Genomic DNA, 21,445 nt, shown 5'->3' with positions numbered 1-21,445 from the left:
GCCAGGGGAGCGGCCTGCGGCCCATCAGGTAGTTGGTAGGGTAACGGCCTACCAAGCCGACGACGGGTAGCCGGTCTGAGAGGATGGCCGGCCACAAGGGCACTGAGACACGGGCCCTACTCCTACGGGAGGCAGCAGTGGGGGATTTTGGACAATGGGCGAAAGCCTGATCCAGCGACGCCGCGTGGAGGACGAAGCCCTTCGGGGTGTAAACTCCTTTTCTCAGGGAAAAAAGCTGATGGTACCTGAGGAATAAGCCCCGGCTAACTACGTGCCAGCAGCCGCGGTAATACGTAGGGGGCGAGCGTTACCCGGAATTACTGGGCGTAAAGGGTGCGTAGGCGGCCGTGTGTGTCTGGCGTTAAAATCCACGGCTCAACTGTGGGTATGCGCTGGAAACTGCACGGCTTGGGTGCAGCAGAGGCAGACGGAACTGCTGGTGTAGGGGTGAAATCCGTAGATATCAGCAGGAACGCCGGTGGAGAAGTCGGTCTGCTGGGCTGTAACCGACGCTGAGGCACGAAAGCTAGGGGAGCAAACCGGATTAGATACCCGGGTAGTCCTAGCCGTAAACGATGCTCACTTGGTGTGGGGGCGAAGGTCTCCGTGCTGAAGCTAACGCGTTAAGTGAGCCGCCTGGGGAGTATGCCCGCAAGGGTGAAACTCAAAGGAATTGACGGGGGCCCGCACAAGCAGTGGAGCGTGTGGTTTAATTGGAAGCTAAGCCAAGAACCTTACCAGGGCTTGACATGCTGGTGGTACTGAGCCGAAAGGTGAGGGACCTTACCGCAAGGTAAGGAGCCAGCACAGGTGGTGCACGGTCGTCGTCAGCTCGTGCCGTGAGGTGTTGGGTTAAGTCCCGCAACGAGCGCAACCCCTGCTCTTAGTTGCCAGCACGAAAGGTGGGCACTCTAAGAGGACCGCCGGCGACGAGCCGGAGGAAGGAGGGGATGACGTCAGATACTCGTGCCCCTTATGCTCTGGGCGACACACGCGCTACAATGGGATGGACAGCGGGAGGCGAGGCAGCGATGCTGAGCAAACCCCACAAACCATCCCCCAGTTCAGATTGTGGGCTGAAACCCGCCCACATGAAGCCGGAATTGCTAGTAATCGCGGATCAGCCACGCCGCGGTGAATACGTTCCCGGGCCTTGTACACACCGCCCGTCAAGCCACCCGAGTTGCGGGCACCCGAAGACGGTGACCTTTAGGGGCGCCGTTGAGGGTGAACGTGGTGAGGGGGGCTAAGTCGTAACAAGGTAGGTGTACCGGAAGGTGCGCCTGGATCACCTCCTTTCTAAGGAGAAGTGGTGGCTGCTATTCGGATTTGAGTGATTGGGCTCGTAGCTCAGATGGTCAGAGCGCACGCCTGATAAGCGTGAGGTCGGAGGTTCGATTCCTCCCGAGCCCACCATGGGTGGGGACATAGCTCAGCTGGGAGAGCACCTGCTTTGCAAGCAGGGGGTCAGGGGTTCGAATCCCCTTGTCTCCACCAATGGGGAAGGGTCATTGAAAAGTGCATAGGGAAAGGTGAAGGAAGAAAGGGCATGCAGTGGATGCCTAGGCGGCAGGAGGCGAAGAAGGGCGTGGCAAGCTGCGAAAAGCCCGGGGGAGCTGCAAGCGAGCGTTGATCCCGGGATACCCGAATGGGGAAACCCGCATGGGTGAGAGCCCATGTGCCGAAAGGCGCGATACCCGGGGAAGTGAAACATCTCAGTACCCGGAGGAGAAGAAATCAAACGAGATTCCCTGAGTAGAGGCGATCGAAAGGGGAGGAGCCTAAACCAGCGCGAGCTGGGGTTGTGGGACACAGTTAGGCTGAGTCCGCACTGAAGCGTTGTATAGCCGAACAGTCTGGGAAGGCTGACCGTAGAGGGTGACAGTCCCGTAGGCGAAATGCAACGCGTAGGTGTGACTGTGATCCCGAGTAGCGCGGGACTCGAGGAATCCCGCGTGAATCAGGGGGGACCACCCTCCAAGGCTAAATACTACCTGCCGACCGATAGCGCAACCAGTACCGTGAGGGAAAGGTGAAAAGCCCCCCGGAAGGGGAGTGAAAGAGACCTGAAACTGCATGCCTACAAGAAGTCGGAGCCCGCGAGGGTGACGATGTGCCTTTTGATTAATGAGCCTGGGAGTTATCGCATCTGGCGAGGTTAAGCCGATAGAGGCGGAGCCGAAGCGAAAGCGAGTCCGAATAGGGCGCGAGTCAGGTGCGATAGACCCGAAGCCGGGTGAGCTACCCATGGGCAGGGTGAAGGTGGGGTAAAACCCACTGGAGGCCCGAACCGGTGGATCGTGAAAAATCCTCGGATGACCTGTGGGTAGGAGTGAAAAGCTAACCGAACTCGGTGATAGCTGGTTCTCCCCGAAATGCATTGAGGTGCAGCCTCAGCAGTTCTGTGGCGGAGGTAGAGCGCTGGTAGGGCTAGTGGGGTAACCTGCGAACCCTGTCAAACTGCGAATGCCGCCACACGATATGCTGGGAGTGAGCCCGTAGGGGATAAGCTCTACGGACGAGAGGGGAACAACCCAGACCGTCGGCTAAGGGCCCGGAGAGGTGGCTAAGTGTGAAGAGGAAGGATGTGGTGTGTCCCTGACAACCGGGATGTTGGCTTAGAAGCAGCCATCATTTAAAGAGTGCGTAACAGCTCACCGGTCGAGACGCACTGCGCCGAAAATGTGCGGGGCTGAAGCCACCCCCCGAAGCCACGGAACCAGAAATGGTTGGTAGGGGAGCGTTCCGCGTTAGGGAGAAGGTAGACTCGTGAGAGCTACTGGACGAGGCGGAAGTGAGAATCCAGGCATGAGTATACGAGAGGATGGTGAGAATCCATCCCCCCGAAAGCCTAAGGGTACCTGGGGAAGGGTCGTCCGCCCAGGGTGAGTCGGGACCTAAGGAAAACCCGAAAGGGGTATCCGATGGGAAACCGGTTAATATTCCGGTACCAGCTGTGTATCGATACTGCAAGCGGGGACGCAGGAGGCTAAGTTCTGGGGATAAGTGGCAAATCCCTCCAAGCGGTTAGGTGTTGAGGGCTGTAGGTAAGTCCGCAGCCTGAGCTGAGCCGTGAAGGGGAGGCTCCGAGAGGGGCCAACGGGACTGACGCCACACTGCCAAGAAAAGCCGCGTGTAGTGATACATGGCTGCCCGTTCCGCAAACCGACACAGGTAGGCGGGCTGAGAAAGCTAAGGGGAGCGGGATAACCCTTGCCAAGGAACTCGGCAAATTAGCCCCGTAACTTCGGGAGAAGGGGTGCTACGTTAGGTTGAAGTCAGGGGAATCCGCGAGGAGGAAACTGACGGAGGCCGAGGTAGCCGCAGTGACAAGGCCCTGGCGACTGTTTACCAAAAACACAGGTCTCTGCCAACTCGATGAGAGGAAGTATAGGGACTGACGCCTGCCCGGTGCCGGAAGGTTAAGGGGAGGGGTGCAAGCTCCGAACCGAAGCCCCGGTAAACGGCGGCCGTAACTATAACGGTCCTAAGGTAGCGAAATTCCTTGTCGGGTAAGTTCCGACCTGCATGAATGGCGTAACGACTGGGGCACTGTCTCGGCAGGGGACCCGGTGAAATTTCAGTCTGGGTGAAGATGCCCAGTACCCGCAGCTAGACGGAAAGACCCCGTGGAGCTTTACTGTAACCTGGTATTGTGCTCTGTTGCGGCGTGTACAGGATAGGTGGGAGGCTAAGAAGCGGGCTCGCCAGGGTCCGTGGAGCCGACGGTGGGATACCACCCTCGTTGCAGCGGAGTTCTAACCTACGTGTGTGGAGAGCACACGAGGGACAGTGCCAGGTGGGCAGTTTGACTGGGGCGGTCGCCTCCCAAAGAGTAACGGAGGCGCGCAAAGCTCGGCTCAGGTGGGTTGGAAATCCACCGTTGAGTGCAAGGGCAAAAGCCGGGCTGACTGCGAGACCGACGGGTCGAGCAGAGGGGAAACCCGGTCCTAGTGACCCGGCGACTCCGAGTGGAAGGGTCGTCGATCAACGGACAAAAGTTACCCCGGGGATAACAGGCTAGTCTAGCCCGAGAGTTCACATCGACGGCTAGGCTCGGCACCTCGATGTCGGCTCATCCCATCCTGGGGCTGAAGCAGGTCCCAAGGGTTAGGCTGTTCGCCTATTAAAGGGGTACGTGAGCTGGGTTCAGACCGTCGTGAGACAGGTCGGTCCCTATCTGCTGCGGGCGCAAGAGGCTTGAGGAGGGTCGCCCTTTGTACGAGAGGACCAGGGTGAGGGAGCCACTGGTGTACCAGCTGTCCTGCCAAGGGCATACGCTGGGTAGCTACGCTCCTGAGCGATAACCGCTGAAAGCATCTAAGCGGGAAGCGCGCTCCAAGATGAGGCCTCTTGGGTCGGTTCGAGAAGAGGACCTTGATAGGCCGGTGGTGGGAGCACAGCGATGTGTGGAGCCAACCGGTACTAATAGACCCGTCCCTTCACCTACACCCTATGCACTTTTGAATGATCCTGGGTGCCGATACTGCGGTGGGAAACACCCAGTTCCATTCCGAACCTGGCCGTTAAGCCACCGCGGGCCGATGGTAGTAAGGGGGCGACCCCTTGCGAGAGTAGGTAGTGCCCAGGCTTCCTATATACCCTCACCGCCGATTCTTATCCGAATCGGCGGTTTTTTGTTTTTAACTGAATTAGCATGAATATATGAACTTACAAAGGAATATCAAAAAAATGAAGTAAAGAAGAATAATAAGTTAAATGGTAGTTAAGTTGTTGAGAGCCGAGAAAAATGTGATAAGATATAGGTGAACTACTTAGCGAAGAGAGGAAAGATATTCTTATCAATTTGTTAGTATATTTAGAAAATAGGGGTGAAGGAGTAGTACGGTAGGTGTGGCGGATGGGTGAAAGAAAGCTGGTAAATTTGGTTAGGATGTTACTCATTTCGTTAATATCTCTAGTCTTGTTTTTGAGCTTGAGCTACACATTCAAAGTCATCAACCTTCCAGAAGGTGAAGTTATTCGCTGGATGGTCCCGTCTAATGAGATTACAAAATATTACCAATTCGAAAAACCCGATAGCAAAGAGTTCGTGGGATACTTTTCTTACGATGGTGTAAGAAATACCGTTGTTTTTCAAAAAGTGATTGCAACAAAGTTAGAAATATTTGTGAATAGAGAACGTGTTGCGGTGTTCGGTGATGGGACGGGTAATTTGTGGCCCAAAGCGCTTGTTGTAAGTGTACCTGAATATTTGTTAAGAGAAAGCGAGAAGAACGAGATTAAAGTGGTTTTGCACGGTATAGTTGGAGCGGGAATAAGCGGAAGTCCTTACTTAGTGGACATGAATACTGCGATTCAGGGAGCACAGTTGATAAACATGTTTAGAAATGATATTGTTTTAGTCGGTATCGGAGCAGCGGGAGTTATTCTATACTTGTTCTTACTGGCATACACCGGTGCTTCAGCAAACGAAAAAAAGTCGTATTTTTATATCTTGATGGCTTCTGTTTTCATGATACTCGGGCTTGTTCAATTTACATACAGAGAGACTTATGGATCTGTAGAGAGTTATTTAATCTTTGAAAAACTTGCCCGCACAGCTCCCATGTTTGTTGTTACTTTCCTTCTTTTCCTCATATTTGAAAATTCGGGTTTTTATCTTAAGCCACGTTTCAAAATTGCATTCTTGATCATTCCTTTCTTACTTACAGGCTTAGTGGTTATTTCAACTAACACAAAATACGTGCACTTTTTTGGTTTACTCTCAGATCTATATTCAATGATTTTGGTAATATATATTTCCTTCATCGTTTACGTAAAACGGCTTCTTGAATACGTCTTCCCTGTTTCTTTCCTTTTGCTCACTGGAACTCAGACATTTTACGTACTCGCTACCGGATTACCAAACGAGTTAATGATACCTTATGGAAGGCTCGTATTTTTGATCTCTTTGGCGACTACAACATTGACAAAGTTCAAGCGCATAGCAGCGAGGCATGAGGTTTTGGCGAAGGAAAATGTGTTAGACCATCTCACTGGTGCATTCAACAGGAAGGTAATAGAACAGCTTCCAAAGGGTGGCGTTTTGATTTTGATAGATATAGACGGGTTGAAGAAGATTAACGATACATATGGTCATATCTACGGCGATAAACTGCTTCAGAGATTTTCTGAAATTGTAAAGAAAGATATCAGGCAGGAAGACTATTTCATACGCCTTGGCGGAGATGAGTTCTGTATTGTCTCCAACAGTATTTCTGAAAAAGATGTTGAACACATAATGAATAGGTTATACAATCGTTGTAGAAACGAGCTTGGAGTAGGATTTTCGTATGGTTTTGCACCGTTTGATAATTTTGACAAAGCATATGAACAGGCAGATGAAAAGATGTACCAAATGAAAGAAGAAAAGTATAGATCTAACAAGAAAGGTGTATAGTGTGGTTAGTGCACAAAGGGAGGTGTAAGGTGTGAAAAGAGTCGTTCTTTTTCCATTTTTCCTTGCAATGCTTTTGCTCTCATCGGTATTTTTTGGGCAGCAATCTTTACAAACGGCCGGTACGGTTATAAAACAGTTGGAAGTTAGTTTTCCTGACCATATTTTCAAAACAGTTGGAACAAAGACCTTCAACGTTCAGTATATTAAACTCTTTGAAGACAAAGAGAGCAAAGGATATCTCATTAAAGCTTGGACATTCCAACCACTGACAACGAGTGCAGCCTCTCAGAAAGAATTAGTCTATAAGGTCACATTCACATACGGCAAAGAAGAGTATTCTTACCAGATTAACGGCGTACGCGATAAGTCATACGTTAGGATGCCACTTTTGCTTGTAATGTGCCCCGCAAAATATACAATAAGTGTTAACTCGCAAGTCATACCAGAAGAAAAGAAGACATCAGGTGGTGAGGCAGAAGTGCCGATTCTTGAACAAATCGAAGGTGCAATGTTAAGAGTATTGAAGCATGCTGATACAAAATATGTTGAAATATCGGAAGGAGTACCGGCATCGAAAGACGATTATTTGTTTGTTCAAATTATTGCTGGCACGTTCCCGACGGGAGGATACAGAATCGAAGTTAACGAGCCTGATATAGTTTACCCTGTTGGAAATAATCCTGGGAAAATAACGATAACTGGCACATTCTACAGGCCAAAACCGGGCGATATGGTCACCCAAGCATTCACTACGCCGACGAAAACCGTGGAGATTGGCAAGCTTCCAGCTGGGCAATATGAAGTTATTATAACTATAAAGGATCTTGGAGAATTTAGAAGGGTGCTCGTAGTCAAATGATTTTATTCATTATATTTTAGATAAGAGGCGGAGTGATCCGCCTCTTTGCATGTTTTATATACAGAGATTTTTGAAATGGTATAATAGGATAATCAGAGATAGAAAGAGGTGATACAAGTGATAAGACTCGGTAAACATGTCGAAGAAGCTTTAAACAAGAATCAACCAACAGTCGCACTCGAAAGTACAGTAATCGCCCACGGTTTGCCGTTTCCACATAACGTTGAAACTGCTAAACTTCTTGAGGAAATTGCAAGAAGCGAAGGAGTTGTGCCCGCCACAATTGGTGTCCTCAAAGGAGAAGTTATCATTGGCATGACCGAGGAAGAGATAAACAAGATGCTTGAAGATGAACCGCTGAAAATAGGCACAAGAGAAATACCATATGTTGTAGGGCTCAAAAAGAGCGCCGCTACAACTGTCAGTGCAACAATGCGATTCTCAAAACTTGCTGGAATCGACGTTTTTGCTACTGGCGGCATCGGAGGTGTCCATGTGGGCGACTGGGATGTTTCGCAGGACATCACCGAAATGGCAAAAACGGATGTTATAGTTGTCAGTGCAGGTTGCAAATCGATACTCGACGTGAAGAAGACTATAGAATTTATGGAAACTTTTCAGATAACTGTGCTTGGATACAGAACGGACAAATTTCCCATTTTCTACGAAGGTTTGTCAGATTTCAAGTTAGACCACACAGTTCAGAATGCTGAAGAAATCGCAAAAATTTTCAAGGCTAAGAAGGAGTTATCCATAGAAGGCTCAATACTTGTAGCAAATCCAATCCCTGAGGAATACATCGTTCCTGAGAGCGAGGTTGAGGGGTATATCCAACAAGCCTTGAAAGAATGCAGTGAAAAAGGTATAACCGGAAAAGGTGTAACTCCGTATTTACTTTCCAGAGTTGCTGAGCTTAGCAATTACAGAACGCTCAAAGCAAATATAGAACTTTTGAAGAATAACGTGAGGTTAGCATGCCAGATAGCAAAAGAGCTCGTGAAACTTCGCTAACACCACGCCTTGAACAAAAGCTAATACTTACGAAAACTGAGAAGTTCTACCTTAATATTTTGAGCACGCCGATACATCTGCTCAAAGAGAAGTATCTTCCAGTTATGGAAGTGGAAGATTACGCTGTTGCGTACTCAGAAGACCTACACCAAGTTCTTGTTGGCCTACTGCCTTTTCTTGGGCTTTCGGACAACGACGAAAAGATTGCTGAGTACATAATATACAATATCGACAGCAGGGGAAAAATAAGAATTAGCGCAGAAGAAATAGCTGAAAATTTTGGAATAGATATTTCTCACGCTCAGGAACTGATAGAACTTCTACTGACCGAATTTTCTGAGGAAATATCCCAAAACACAGGAGGACAATTCAACGAATACGTCGAACCTGATGTTATAATTACCCCGGAGAAAGTTGAAGTGCTAAGAATAGAAGTCAAAGACCCAATAATCATGAAAGCCTTAGAGATGCGTGCAGAGACACTTTACAAAATCTGCGATGAGATACGGAAGGTGAACGAATACTTTTTGAGAGGATACAGACGATATCCGCAGATATTAACTATGAGGCATCTCAGTAAGACAATTAGCTTACACACATCAACGATCAGTCGTGCCGTTAAAGGAAAGTATGCAAGTACTCCGATCGGCACTCTACCACTAAGGCTGTTCTTTGGAAAAATCATCAATCCACAAATTGTGAAAAACGAGATACAGAGACTCTTAGAAATAGACAACACACTGACAGATGCTCATCTGGCACTCATACTCAAATCCGAAGGCATAAATATATCGCGCAGGACGGTTAATAAATACAGAAAACAGGTTTCAACCGCTACGAAGGAGGGAAAGGCTTAGTTGCCTCATGTATGAAAATACTCGTTGTCAGCGATACGCATGGTTCAGTGAAAGCTTGGGAAGATATTGAAAAACTTTTTGATTTAAAACAATTCACAAGCATTTTCCATCTTGGAGATGTGCTCTATCACGGTCCACGAAATCCGTTACCTGATGGATATGACCCGAAGAGCTTAGTTGAGAAGCTCAAAAACTACCGAATAGACTACATCAGAGGCAACTGCGATGCTGATATAGACTTAAAGGTTTTGTCTGTACAAGAGATGCCGAAGGTGACAATGGAATACTTCGGAGATTTTTCCTTCTTGCTCGTCCACGGCGAGATATTCGAGGAAAATGATATAAAGCAATTTGTCAACGACACGAGCGCTCAATTCATAATTCACGGACACACACATATACCAAAGATAGAGGAAATAGACGGAAAATTTGTGCTAAACCCCGGCAGTACATCACTACCCAAAAATGGAACGTCGAGGAGCGTCATGACTATTGAAATCGACGAAAACACACTCCTTACGAAATTCTACAACCTCGATACCGGAGAAGTATACATGGAAAGAACATGGACATTGAGCGATTCAAAATTGATAACTGAATAATTGTCTGAAGTGCTAAAAGGCATGAACAGAGCTGAGAGAATAATCCTTTACCTGATAATTCTTGGCTTACTTCTCTTCTCAAATGCAATAATCTATCAAACTTTCTTTTATGCACCTTCCCAAAAGAAGGCAATTAATTTGGCATCTGTTTCGGTTGAAAATACCGGTAATGAGGTCGTTTCCGCTTCAACTGATGGAACTACCACACAAAATGTGGAAACTCCAGATTCAACACAACTAACGCTCAAAAGCTTTAATGAACTTAAGAAAGATATTGAGAATCTCAGAAAAGCTCTCTACAACAACTCCATAGTCGAGTACGTTATATACAGCGTTGTCGACTTTGAAGGGAGCACTCTGACATTTGACGAACTCGGAGGCTTTACGAAATACGGAATCTCTTCTAAGCATAACCCGGATGTTAACATCTTCAACCTAACGCGTGACAGGGCTTATTACATCCTGTACACAAGGTACTATGTTCCGAACAGAATATATGAATTCCAAAGCATCAGACTGCAGGTAGCCATGATGCATATGTGCACTTTATTTGGCAAGAAGGCGCTAACAATAGCATATTCTGTACTTCCAAGAAGTGAACTAATTTATTTGAAAGATTCTGACCCGAGGTTTCCATGGATAGTTGAAAAATTAAGAACAGCATTCTCACAGCACGCCCGTCAAATTGGAACGAGATACCCTCAATATCTCAAAGGCTGGTTGAACAGAATAAACAAAGTCTTCTACATTGGATAGTTTCTGAACAGGCAGGTGTTTTGCAAAAGTGGAACTTGAGAATTTTAAAACACTTGAGGGAAGAACTCAGATTAAGATAAACATAGAAAGGTCCATATTCATCGCGACTCTACATCAAGCAAGTTCAGAAGAAGAGGCAAGGGCTTTCATATCAGAAATCCATAAAACTTACATAGATGCAACGCATAACTGCCCTGCATATAGGGTTATAACTAAGAGCGATATTGTTGAATTTTCCTCAGACGCGGGAGAACCATCTGGAACAGCTGGACTTCCCATGCTTAATACATTAAGAAAATACGGCTTGTTGAACGTGGCAGTAGTTGTAACGAGGTACTTTGGCGGGGTGAAACTCGGCGTTCGAGGGCTCATCGATGCGTACTCTTTAGCTGTTCAAAGAGCTATTGAGGAAGCAGAAAACAATAATCGCATAATTGTGAAAAGAAGAGCATACAAGCAAAAATTAAAGATAGATTTCCTTTCATACGGCAAAAAAATGCAACAGCTCAGCTATATCGGAGTTACCATACTTGATATTTCGTACACCGAAGAATATGCTTATCTTGAAGTGTTGCACGATAAACCATTAGACCTACCCGAAGTTGAGAGTAGAGAAGAAGTATACGTGTAGAATAACCACAATAAAGGAGGCAAGAGAAATGGTATCAAAAAGGGCAGTTGAAACACCCGCAAGTCCAATAAGAAGATTGGTCCCGTACGCAGACGAAGCTAAAAAAAGAGGTATAAATATTTACTATCTCAACATAGGACAGCCGGATATAAAGACTCCAAGCGTGTGGTACGAATATATCGATAAATACAAACCAGAAGTCGTTGCATACACTCATTCTCAGGGTCTTTTAGAACTCAGGGAAGCTTTTTCAAAATACTACGCAAGGCATAACATACACGTGAGCGCCGACGAAATAATGGTAACAAACGGTGGAAGCGAAGCGATAATGTTTGCTCTTGGTGTCGTATGCGACCCAGGTGATGAGGTTATCACAATAGAACCATTCTACGCAAATTACCTTGGATTTGCTTCCTATCTAAATGTCAAACTTGTTCCCGTGACTGCCCACACTGAAGACGGCTATCGACTGCCGCCGATGAGTGAATTTGAAAAGGTTGTCAGCCCAAAAACGAAAGCTATTCTCTTCTCAAACCCGTCGAATCCAACGGGCACAGTCTACACCTACGAAGAGATGAAGCAAATTGTTGAATTCGCAAAGAAGCATAATCTTGTGATAATCTCGGACGAAGTGTACAGGGAATTCACATTCGACGGCAGGAAACACATATCAGTATTTCATTTCGAAGGAATCGAAGAACAGACGATAATGGTTGACAGTATATCGAAAAGGTACAGCGCCTGCGGCGCAAGGATAGGAACGTTGGTAACCAAGAACAAAGAATTTTACAAAAGCGCTCTCAAATTTGCACAGGCAAGGCTTTGTCCAGCGGAGACAACACAATTCGGTGCTATTGGATTGCTTACACTTGGCGAGGAATACACAAATTCAGTGAGGGATGAATACCAAAAAAGAAGAGACGCAACATACGAAGCGATGAAAGAAATCCCTGGGGTAGTTGTACACAAACCTGAGGGAGCGTTCTACCTCTCTGCAAAGCTTCCAGTTGACAATGCGGAAGACTTTATAATCTGGATGCTCAAAGAATTCAACGTTGACGGAAAAACGACGATGGTATCACCGCTCAGCGGATTCTACGCAACGCCAGGAGCAGGAATGAGTGAAATAAGGATAGCGTACGTACTTGAAGCCGAAAAGCTCGCAGACGCCGTGAGGATACTTGGGGAAGGGATAAGGGAATATAATAAAAGAAAATAACAAAGGGTAGAAGAAATAAAACAGGGGCATTTGTGAAATGCCCCTGTTTGTTTTTCTTAGAAATTAGAAAACAGCGTAGAACCACTTCAATATCTTTAATCCATCCTTTGGAACGAAGAAATCCTTCAATGTCATATTTGCTGAAATGACGTCTTCATCTCCTGCGATTATGTTTGCATCAAGGTCAATGTTGTAAGGTTGAAATTCAGTTGAGCTGATTACAGGGAATGTGTAAACATCGTTTTCTAAAGCTTGTAAGTAGCCCTTTGATATTTTAACATAGTAGTCTGTATCTAGATTTGGGTAACCCCCTTCAGAAAGCTCATAATACGAGGTAACACGGAACAAATACAGAATATCAGACATTCCTGACAGACCTGGATTGTACGGAGTAATTGTTGCTTTCAGTGTTCCATCCATTACCTCTGTTGCTACCAATGTTTCAGGAAGTTCGGCAGGAGTGATAGAACTTGTAGCAAATGGCGTAGTTGTTGGATATGCTTTTCTATATTCTGAATATGTGAATCCTTCTTTCCAATTGAAGTAACCAAACACGTACAAATCTGTATCGTTCTTCAACGAACTTGGAATTTTGTGGTCCTGGTCATGTGAAGCTACACCAAATGCAGCAGTCTTTCCACCTACCAACCAGTCTAAGAAAATGTCTTCAAAACGATTTATTCTTTCACTATCTTTAAAATCAGATGTGCTCAAGTTAATTGTTTTATCGGTGTATAACTCGAAATTTCTTAATATAGCAACTTTCTGAACGCCTTCTTCAGACCACAATGATGGATAATAAATTACCAAATCACCTTTGCCTTTTGGCAGATGTTCAGCGACCGCGACTTTGTTGCCACTAACATCGTCAATCGATGGAAAGCGGTGTTCAATCAAGAAGAATATTCCGAGTTGCGTATTTGTAGCAAAATCACTTGGCAGGTTGATTGTCAGCGTCGCTGCATCTTCGTCGGTTGCATTTCCAACATCCACCGGTACAAAATTCGTTTCCAAGAGCTTGTAATGTATAAAAAACACCTTTGTTGCTGAATAAGTATCACTTGGTTCAGCAACAGCCACGGAATAAAGACCACTTGAATCGTTGACAGTGAATTTATATACACCATTTGTTCCTGTCAACTTAGTCCAAGTGCCATTTAAACCGTCCCTTGCAAAAACCAAAGTTGCGTTCGTAATATGCCCGTGTCGTGATGTTTGGATAACAACTTCCTTAGGATTTTCAGCCGGTGTTAGGGGTATACAAGAAACCAAAACTGCGATCGCAAAAGCTAAGACTAAAATTCCATGGAAATACCTTCCTTTAACTCTCATAATATCATCTCCCAAAATAGGATGGGGTTTTTTACCCCGGATAAATATTTAGACTGTTGAAGATATCAAACGTTCATAAATAGTAGGATAAAAGGACTCATTCGGGGAAAAATATATTTGAAAAAATTGTTAGAGGTTAACGTATGAATGATGAAATTCAAAAATTAATACAATTGGGTGACTATTCAAAAGCTTTTGAAATGATTGATAAGCTTGAAGATAATGAGCCAAAAAAGCATAACTTTCTTGGGATGATATACTTCAACCAGGGAAAACTAACTGAAGCAAAAGAAGCATTTGAAAAGGGACTTAGATATTCCCCAATTGATTCTGATTTATTATTCAATTATGGATATGTTTATTATTCAATTATGGATATGTTTTGAAACAACTTGGGAATGACAAAGAAGCTTGGAGATACTTAATGAGAATACACGACAAAGATTGGGCTGTGTACGATTTACTCGGGGATACTCAACTGAGCTCTGGAAACATTCCGATGGCTTTGAAATACTATTCAAAAGCGGCCCAGCTAACTGATAATCCAGAAATGAAAAACAAGTTCATGGAACTGTACAAGAAAGAGAAAAAAGACACGAAGATAGCATTCTTATGTCTGCCAGTGTACGAAAATTTTCTTAAAGATATCGCTGAAGTGCTATCTCTTACTTATGATACAAAGCTTGTTGTGACTGAAGACATCAAAACCTTACAGGAAGCTGTAAGATGGGCTGATATAATTTGGCTTGAGTGGGCGAATGAAATGGCAATTTTTGTGACGAAAAACATACCAGAACTTTCTAAAAAGAAGGTTATCTGCAGATTGCATAGTTACGAAGCACTTACTGATTTTCCTGAAAGAATAGATTGGACAAAAATCGATCATTTGATCTTTGTTGCAAAGCACACACAGGAGATCTTCCGTGAGCTTCACAAGACACTTGATATCCCGAACGTGAAAGAGCATGTTATTAGCAATGGAATTGATCTGGACAGATTTAAGTTCACTTTGCACAAACCAGGCTATAACTTAGCTGTTGCGGCAATTATAGGTCACAAAAAGGATCCAACAATGTGGATTCAGCTTCTTGCTAAACTTAAAAGAATTGATAAGAATTACAAGCTCCACATAGCTGGAGAATTCGAAAATTTCAGATACAAGGTTTATTTCAATTATTCAATCAAAGAGGTTGATTTAGAAGAAAACATGATTTTACATGGTTGGGTGAAAGATATTGAAAAATTCTTGGAAGATAAGAATTTTGTCTTATCCACAAGTATACATGAAGGTCATCCCTACAACATAATGGAGGGCATGGCAAGAGGAATAAAACCGATAATCTTGAATTATCGCGGAGCGAAAGAACAATGGCCAAACGACTTAATTTACAATACTTTAGACGAAGCCTTAGAAATTATAACTAACAAATCTTACGATTCAGAAAGCTACAGAGCATTTGTAGAATTAAACTATTCGCTTGAGAAACAGATTGTGGAAATTTATAGATTGATTAAAAGCATTGATGATAAGACATATAATACACAAAAAACAAGTGTCTCTGTCATTTCAAACAAAGACGTGGTTGAGGACAAAAATAAAGAAAACTTGGAAAAAGCTAAAAGTGCAGATGAGATAAAAGATTATTACGATAATTTTTTAGAGAGATTGAAGTACGACCATATTAGAGAGAATCCAAGACATTCACGTGTGAAAGATACTCTTTCAAAACTCGTCAGACCTTATATCAAAGTTCTTGACATAGGCTGCGGGACCGGCATCACGTCATACTTTATGGCTTCTAAAGGTGCAATTGTTACTGCGATCGATTTGTCTGACAAGTTGATCGAATTTGCAAAGCAAAATTCTTATCATTCCAACATTACTTACATCGTCGCTGATGCTACAAAATTAGAACTAAACAGGAGCGACTTTGATCTTATCACAATTGTAGATTCTATGGAACATATTCCTCAAAACATCGTAAATGATCTCTTCAAAGTTATAAAAAATCACAGCAATTCTTCAACAGTGATTTATCTAAATATTCCGGATGCGAGGTACCAAACTTTCTTAAGAAATAACTATCCGGACAGATTGCAAATAGTTGATGAGACGTATTATCTTGATTTTCTTTTCAAAAAATTCGGTGAAATTGGTTTTGAGCCTATTTATGTAAACATATACGGATTAGACGTACCCTATCAGTATGACGAAATAGTCTTTGTCACAAAAGAATACCTTGAGAATACTTACAATGTGGAATTTTCTAAGTACAAATAAAAGAATGGCGATATATTTAAACTTTTAATTGTTAGAATTGAAAAGGTTAAAGGGTCTCATACAGCTTTTTAAGTTCCAACCCAATTGTTATTTTGCTATGATAGTTTTCAACATATTTCCTGGACCTTTTCCCTATTTCATGACGCAGTTCACCAGATTGTAGTAGCTTTTCAATCTCCTCTTCTAGTGTAACGGGTGTTGCATTGACTAACGGTAAATCGCTTGGATACTTGTCTATCAGATCCTCCCTGATGTAACATACAACTGGTTTTCCAAGTGCCATTGCTTCAACTGAAAGTATACCATGGGCACCTAAGATTACCTGATCAATGACAATGTCTGAATTCAAAATTGTACTTAAAACCTTATCATGGGGTAATCCACTTAGCCTGATATATTCAAAGTTGTATTTTAGTAGAAGTTTTTCAATCGCATTCTCAACAAAAGAAGTTCCTTTTACGTTTGTTCGACTTGGAGCATGTACAATAACTGGTCTTTCGTTGACGGGTTCTGGGTACTTTGGTTGAAGAACTTCTGTGTCTACTGCTTGTCGTATTAGTTTTATGTTTTTAAAAAACGGCTCTATATATTCATATAACTCATAATCTGAGATGACAGCGCAATCGACAAATCTTGATATTATCTTCAACTTTTCGATCTTCAAATTGTCATCACCAAGGTGCATCTCGTCGCTGTAAAACGGATTCTTTTGCTTTGCAATAGATTTTAATCTCACATCGCTCCCCCAGAAATTCATCAACACTTTTTTACCCATAAATTTAAGTGCAGGTAAATCGAGATTCTGGTGAATTAAAGACTCTCCAAAATGAAAGTGGAAAATATCAAATGAGTTTACTAATTCGGTGAAAATCTTAATCTCTGCACCAACTAAGTCATAGACGTGGGTTGCGCCTGTAATTTTGATTATTATGTCATCTTTGTATCCAAAAGGATGCTCTTCAAAAGTCAGTTTTCTTGCATTTACACCAACTTTTCTTAAAGCATCGGTGTATTCCCAAAGCTGGCCAGCTATTTCGATTGGGGCATGTAAAACTCTCAAGAAATTCCCTCCTTTAGTTTGAAGTATCAAAATTATCTTTCACGAAGTTTTTTTGCAGGATTACCTGCCCAAATTTCATAGGCAGGAACACTCTTGGTAACTACAGATCCAGCCCCTATAACAGCTCCTTCTCCAATTTTAACACCCGGCAGTATTATCGATCCAGCACCTATATCAGCTCCATCGCTTATTATAACTTCCTCAAAAAGTAAGGGTGCGAAATATACAGGAATGTCCAAATGCGTTAAATCGTGCTGCGATGTTAGTATGGTAACTTTTGGACCAATTCCAACAGCTCTACCTATTTTTAACCCACCTGCACCGTGGAAAAAGCACTGTTGGCCAATCCATGTGTGATCTCCTATGGATATAATATTCTTATAATAACCTTTCAATATAGTGTAGTGACCTATGTATACATTGTTACCAATCTCTATATTTTCCGGATGAAAAACCAGTACTCCGTGCTCGAAAATAACGTTTTCTCCGAGCTTTTTGAAATCTTTAATGTCAAACATACCTGTTCCATGTGACTTATTGATTTTGTTATTCTCTATCTTCATTGAATATCATCCTTTCCAATGATTCAACAACATATTCAATTTCCTCCATTACCATATCGTTGTATATTGGTATAGCAAAGGCTTTATCATGAAGTACCTTTGCATTTGGAAAATCTTCGGAAGAGCATCGATAAATATCCTTGTAATAGCTCAATTCATGTACAGCAAATGCTCCTACGGTTGTTTCGATACCATACCTCGAAAGCTTCTGAATAATTTCAGAATTTGTAAAAGCGTTGTGCATTACAACGAAAGCCTGATAAGAGTTTACGCAATCATCCGTCGTCTTTTGCAAACTTAGTCCTTTTATCTTTTCAAGTCTTTTCATATACTCATTTGCGATTTTTATTCTTTGCGAAACCATTTCATCGAGTTTTTCCATTTGTACGATTCCAAGTGCAGCCTCGAACTCATTCATCCTATAGTTAAGCCCTGGCATTAAGAATTCTCTGTTATTACCTACCTGGAAGAATCCATGATTTCTTAGAGCAAATATTTTTCTCGCAATTTCGTCATCATTCGTGACAACTAACCCACCTTCTGCTGTTGTAATTACTTTTCTTGGATGGAAACTGAAACAACCAATATCCCCGATAGTACCACACTTTCTGCCTTTGTAAAGACTTCCTAATGCACCTGCAGCGTCTTCTATAACTTTCAGTTCGTACTTTTTTGCTATCTCTAAAATTACATCCATTTCTGCAGGATTGCCAAAAAGATGCACGGGCATAATTGCTTTTGTTTTGCTTGTTATTTTTGATTCAATTTGTTTAACGTTTATGTTATAAGTGTCTAAATCAACATCAACAAACACAGGCTTTGCCTTAACAAGCTCTATGACATTTACAGTTGCCGGAAAAGTGAAAGATGGAACTATTACCTCATCACCTTCATGTATGTTCAAAGCTAAAAGAGCCAAGTGAAGAGCTGCAGTTCCAGAACTAACTGCTATACAATATTTAGTACCAAGGTATTCTTTGAGTTTCTCTTCAAAAATTCTGACTTGTTCTCCTTGAACAAAGTATCCACTGTCAAGTATTTTTCTAAAATTGTTCAGTAATTCTTCTTTGTCAGCAATACATGGCATAGAAAGTCTTACTCTCATGTTCTTTCCTCCTTAATATACTTTATTGATACGACTTTTATACCACTCGATCGTTCTAAGCAATCCTTCGTTTAAATCAACTTTTGGATTGTAATTTAATATTCTCTGAGCCTTTTCAATATTTGGGATTCTCAACTCCACGTCGATATAATTCTTTGGAACAAATATGATAGGTGAAGATGAGCCGGATAAATAAATTACCTTCTCTGCGAGCGAAAGAATGGTAAGCGTTCCCCTGGGATTTCCAATGTTGAAAACTTCACCTATGGCCTTATCGTTTTCCAGAGACAAAAGAATTCCGTCAACCATATCGTCTATGTAACACCAAGATCTAATTTGTGTACCGTCCCCGTGAATTTGCAATGGTTCATTTTTTATGGCTCGAACGACAAACTGGTGTATTGCACCCTCACCGATCTGTCCAGGTCCGTACACATTAAATGGTCTTAAGATGGTACTTCTTAGTCCAAATTCCTTATTGTATGCATTGATTAAATGTTCGCCCGCAACTTTACTTACAGAATATACCCATCTTGCTTCTCCTACAGGTTGTAAATTTGTTGAGGTATCTTCTGATGATTTAAAAGCTGTTACGCCAAAGACCTCACTCGTGGAAAGGAAGACTAATCTGTGGAGTTTATCAATTAGTCCTTTCTCCTTAACAACCTTGAGAAGAAAATAAGTACCAATAGTATTGATTTCCATAGTCTTGACAGGGTTTCTTAAAACAGTATCCACGCCAGCTATAGCTGCAAAATGGAGAACTATGTCAGTGTTTTCGGGAATTGAGGAATATAGAAGCTCATAATCTAGAATGTCACCTTTTATTATAGATATATTGTCGACGTTCAAATTGAAAGTATCGCTTTTTGAATGGCGATACATGTTATCGTATATAATTATCTTATTATCATTACAAAGTCGCAGAATAGTATTCCAACCGATAAATCCGGCACCACCGGTAACGAAAATCACCTTATCTCTTATCATATCTCCACCTCACCGAAAGTTTTCTTGGCTGCTCAAATTTATGATTCTGTACCTCTTAAACCATTTCCTTTTTCAAGCTCTTGTAGTCCATTTTCAACATCTTGCTTATAAATCTCACTGAAAAGTCTTGAAAAATTAGCGAACAAGTGGTATAATAAAAACACAAATAAGCCGAGGTGGCGGAATTGGCAGACGCGGTTGACTCAAAATCAACAGGGGTTCAAACCCCGTGCGGGTTCAAGTCCCGCCCTCGGCACCAAATCAAAAGGCGGTGGAGAAATCCACCGCCTTTTTTCAGTTGGAGGGATGGCTATCCAAGAAGCCTTAAAACATTCATTGCATTAGCATTCGACTGTCCTATGATGCCTATCGTTGCTTGCTGTTGCAATCGTGTCCTTAACCAGTCCATTACTCCACGTGCCATGTCTGTGTCTGTCAATGTACTCACGGAGGAGGTGAGGTTGAGCATTGTTGTACTTAGATTCCTTGCAGCGCCTTCCAATCTGTTTGTTACACTGCCTACGTAAGAACGCGTATTCGAAACACTTTCGATCGCTGTGTCTAATGCCTTAAGTGCATTCTGCGCATTTTCGACATTGTTGAGATTAACGTTTTCCAACCCAAGAGATCTAATGTCCATGCCCGGGAGGGTGACTCTCATTTGCTGACCTTCATTTGGACCAAGTTGCACTTGCATGTCTCTAATATCACCGCCAATAACTCTCCTGTTGTTATAGGTTGTCTGCTCGACAACCCTGTTAATGCCTTGCGCTAACTGACTAAATTCCTGCTGCAAAGCCGTTCTGTCAGCTTCCGATAACGTTCCGTTGGAAGCCTGTACTGCAAGTTCTCTCATTCTTTGGAGATTGCTCGATACGTTCTGAATACCGCCTTCCGCAACGTTCATAACACCAATTGCGTTGTACACACTCATCATTACCTCACGGTAACCGTTCACTTGCGAACGAATCCTTTCAGCAATTACAGTTGAAGCTACGCTTTGTTGAATAGGAATAGTAGCCTGTGCCAAACTTTGAGCTTGTGTATTCTGTGTTGATTGGAGATTTTGCAAATACCTTATTGCCCACATACCGACGTTATTATTGATACGCATAACCATCCCTCCCTACAGGGCATGGACGAAAAGAGATTTTTTGCTTTCACGTATTTAGACTTTGTAAATTCCGAAATCGTTCAAAAATTTTTTTCAGAGATATTTTAAGCTAAAGAAGTCCTTTGTTTTTTCCGATAATAACAATGGATTTCGGGAAGTGGGGATCCCCGAAAAATAACTTTGAGAACTAAGGACAAAAACCACATGGAGGTGGAGAGGTATGAGGATTAACCACAACATTAGCGCACTGAACAGCTGGAGAAACATCAGCATGACGAACATGGACATGAGCAAGACACTTGAGAGACTCTCATCTGGATTAAAGATCAACAGAGCAAGTGACGACGCAGCGGGTTTGGCAATCAGTGAAAAGATGAGGGGACAAATCAAAGGTCTTGACATGGCAATCAAGAACTCGCAAGACGCTATCAGCTTGATTCAGACAGCAGAAGGAGCACTGACAGAAGTACACTCGATACTCCAAAGGATGAGGGAACTTGCAGTACAAGCATCAAGCGATACGAACACAGACGTAGATAGGAACCAGATACAAGCAGAACTCAACCAGTTAAGAGAAGAAATTGACAGAATCTCCAGGACAACGGAATTCAACACGAAGAAATTGTTAGATGGAAAACTTGAGAACTTCAGATTCACACCAG

At 43.1% G+C, this 21,445-nt stretch carries 17 protein-coding genes, 3 tRNA genes and 3 rRNA genes; 17 read left to right on the top strand and 6 right to left on the bottom strand.

The genetic code is table 11. The annotated features are described in order from the left end of the window. From BUA11_RS10020 to BUA11_RS09960, 13 genes are all read left to right on the top strand, one after another. Positions 1-1,299, top strand: a 16S ribosomal RNA gene (locus BUA11_RS10020); the annotation flags it as partial. 40 nt (positions 1,300-1,339) lie between these two features. Then, positions 1,340-1,416, top strand: a tRNA-Ile gene (locus BUA11_RS10015). A gap of 5 nt (positions 1,417-1,421) precedes the next feature. Further along, positions 1,422-1,497 (top strand) — tRNA-Ala (locus tag BUA11_RS10010). Positions 1,498-1,531: 34 nt separating this feature from the next. Then, a 23S ribosomal RNA gene (locus BUA11_RS10005) occupies positions 1,532-4,449 on the top strand. A gap of 24 nt (positions 4,450-4,473) precedes the next feature. Beyond that, positions 4,474-4,590: ribosomal RNA gene (rrf, locus tag BUA11_RS10000) — 5S ribosomal RNA — on the top strand. 271 nt (positions 4,591-4,861) lie between these two features. Next, entirely contained in the window at positions 4,862-6,403 is a 1,542-nt protein-coding gene (locus BUA11_RS09995; protein WP_072761105.1) for a GGDEF domain-containing protein, read from the top strand. A gap of 31 nt (positions 6,404-6,434) precedes the next feature. Further along, on the top strand, positions 6,435-7,262 hold the full coding sequence (locus tag BUA11_RS09990) for a protease complex subunit PrcB family protein (protein WP_072761103.1): 828 nt from the start codon (positions 6,435-6,437) through the stop codon (positions 7,260-7,262). A gap of 120 nt (positions 7,263-7,382) precedes the next feature. Further along, positions 7,383-8,273 carry a pseudouridine-5'-phosphate glycosidase gene (locus BUA11_RS09985; RefSeq protein ID WP_218587322.1) on the top strand — a complete coding sequence of 297 codons (891 nt, stop codon included), beginning with the start codon at positions 7,383-7,385 and terminating at the stop codon, positions 8,271-8,273. Continuing rightward, positions 8,237-9,130 (top strand): RNA polymerase factor sigma-54, encoded by an 894-nt coding sequence (locus tag BUA11_RS09980; RefSeq protein ID WP_072761099.1) that lies wholly within the window; start codon positions 8,237-8,239, stop codon positions 9,128-9,130. Before BUA11_RS09985 ends, BUA11_RS09980 begins: the two co-directional genes overlap by 37 nt. An 11-nt stretch (positions 9,131-9,141) precedes the next feature. After that, a complete protein-coding gene (yfcE, locus tag BUA11_RS09975; RefSeq protein ID WP_072761097.1) occupies positions 9,142-9,732 on the top strand; it encodes a phosphodiesterase in 591 nt (196 codons plus the stop codon). A 21-nt stretch (positions 9,733-9,753) separates the two neighbouring features. Continuing rightward, positions 9,754-10,488, top strand: a complete 735-nt coding sequence (locus BUA11_RS09970; RefSeq protein ID WP_072761095.1) for a glycosyl hydrolase 108 family protein — start codon at positions 9,754-9,756, stop codon at positions 10,486-10,488. A 28-nt stretch (positions 10,489-10,516) separates the two neighbouring features. Next, complete coding sequence (locus BUA11_RS09965; protein WP_072761093.1) at positions 10,517-11,119, top strand: IMPACT family protein; 603 nt, start codon at positions 10,517-10,519, stop codon at positions 11,117-11,119. A 28-nt stretch (positions 11,120-11,147) separates the two neighbouring features. Further along, positions 11,148-12,338, top strand: a complete 1,191-nt coding sequence (locus BUA11_RS09960; protein WP_011993255.1) for a pyridoxal phosphate-dependent aminotransferase — start codon at positions 11,148-11,150, stop codon at positions 12,336-12,338. A gap of 63 nt (positions 12,339-12,401) precedes the next feature. On the opposite strand, the gene BUA11_RS09955 is transcribed toward BUA11_RS09960, so the two are convergent. Continuing rightward, the gene (locus BUA11_RS09955; protein ID WP_072761091.1) at positions 12,402-13,670 is read right to left on the bottom strand and encodes a hypothetical protein; all 1,269 of its coding nucleotides are present in this window, start codon (positions 13,668-13,670) and stop codon (positions 12,402-12,404) included. Between the two features lie 143 nt (positions 13,671-13,813). On the opposite strand from BUA11_RS09955, the gene BUA11_RS10510 reads away from it, so the two are divergent. Both BUA11_RS10510 and BUA11_RS10505 read left to right on the top strand, forming a co-directional pair. Beyond that, positions 13,814-14,056, top strand: a complete 243-nt coding sequence (locus tag BUA11_RS10510; RefSeq protein ID WP_072761089.1) for a tetratricopeptide repeat protein — start codon at positions 13,814-13,816, stop codon at positions 14,054-14,056. A gap of 38 nt (positions 14,057-14,094) precedes the next feature. Beyond that, a complete protein-coding gene (locus BUA11_RS10505; protein ID WP_072761087.1) occupies positions 14,095-15,951 on the top strand; it encodes a methyltransferase domain-containing protein in 1,857 nt (618 codons plus the stop codon). A 46-nt stretch (positions 15,952-15,997) separates the two neighbouring features. Here the strand turns inward: BUA11_RS10505 and BUA11_RS09940 are convergent, their stop codons facing one another. Genes BUA11_RS09940 through BUA11_RS09925 form a run of 4 tightly spaced genes read right to left on the bottom strand, consistent with a single transcriptional unit; the run spans position 15,998 to position 19,669 of the window. Then, positions 15,998-17,011, bottom strand: coding sequence for a glycosyltransferase (locus BUA11_RS09940; protein WP_072761086.1), 1,014 nt, complete (start codon positions 17,009-17,011; stop codon positions 15,998-16,000). A gap of 32 nt (positions 17,012-17,043) precedes the next feature. Further along, positions 17,044-17,529, bottom strand: coding sequence for an acyltransferase (locus tag BUA11_RS10550; protein ID WP_072761107.1), 486 nt, complete (start codon positions 17,527-17,529; stop codon positions 17,044-17,046). A gap of 28 nt (positions 17,530-17,557) precedes the next feature. Then, on the bottom strand, positions 17,558-18,679 hold the full coding sequence (locus BUA11_RS09930; protein ID WP_072761083.1) for a DegT/DnrJ/EryC1/StrS family aminotransferase: 1,122 nt from the start codon (positions 18,677-18,679) through the stop codon (positions 17,558-17,560). Between the two features lie 12 nt (positions 18,680-18,691). Then, on the bottom strand, positions 18,692-19,669 hold the full coding sequence (locus BUA11_RS09925; protein WP_072761081.1) for an NAD-dependent epimerase/dehydratase family protein: 978 nt from the start codon (positions 19,667-19,669) through the stop codon (positions 18,692-18,694). Between the two features lie 170 nt (positions 19,670-19,839). Here BUA11_RS09925 and BUA11_RS09920 point away from each other — a divergent pair. Further along, positions 19,840-19,928: transfer RNA gene (locus BUA11_RS09920), tRNA-Leu, on the top strand. 51 nt (positions 19,929-19,979) lie between these two features. Here the strand turns inward: BUA11_RS09920 and BUA11_RS09915 are convergent. Then, positions 19,980-20,783: a flagellin gene (locus BUA11_RS09915; protein ID WP_072761079.1), complete on the bottom strand. Its 804-nt coding sequence runs from the start codon at positions 20,781-20,783 to the stop codon at positions 19,980-19,982. Positions 20,784-21,003: 220 nt separating this feature from the next. On the opposite strand from BUA11_RS09915, the gene BUA11_RS09910 reads away from it, so the two are divergent. After that, a partial coding sequence (locus BUA11_RS09910; RefSeq protein ID WP_483866228.1) for a flagellin family protein occupies positions 21,004-21,445 on the top strand: 442 nt, incomplete at its 3' end.

It is taken from the genome of Fervidobacterium gondwanense DSM 13020 (assembly GCF_900143265.1).
GTDB classification, from domain to species: Bacteria; Thermotogota; Thermotogae; order Thermotogales; family Fervidobacteriaceae; genus Fervidobacterium; species Fervidobacterium gondwanense.
Note: the sequence above shows the minus strand (reverse complement) of the source record. Positions and strands in the feature narration are given on the sequence as shown.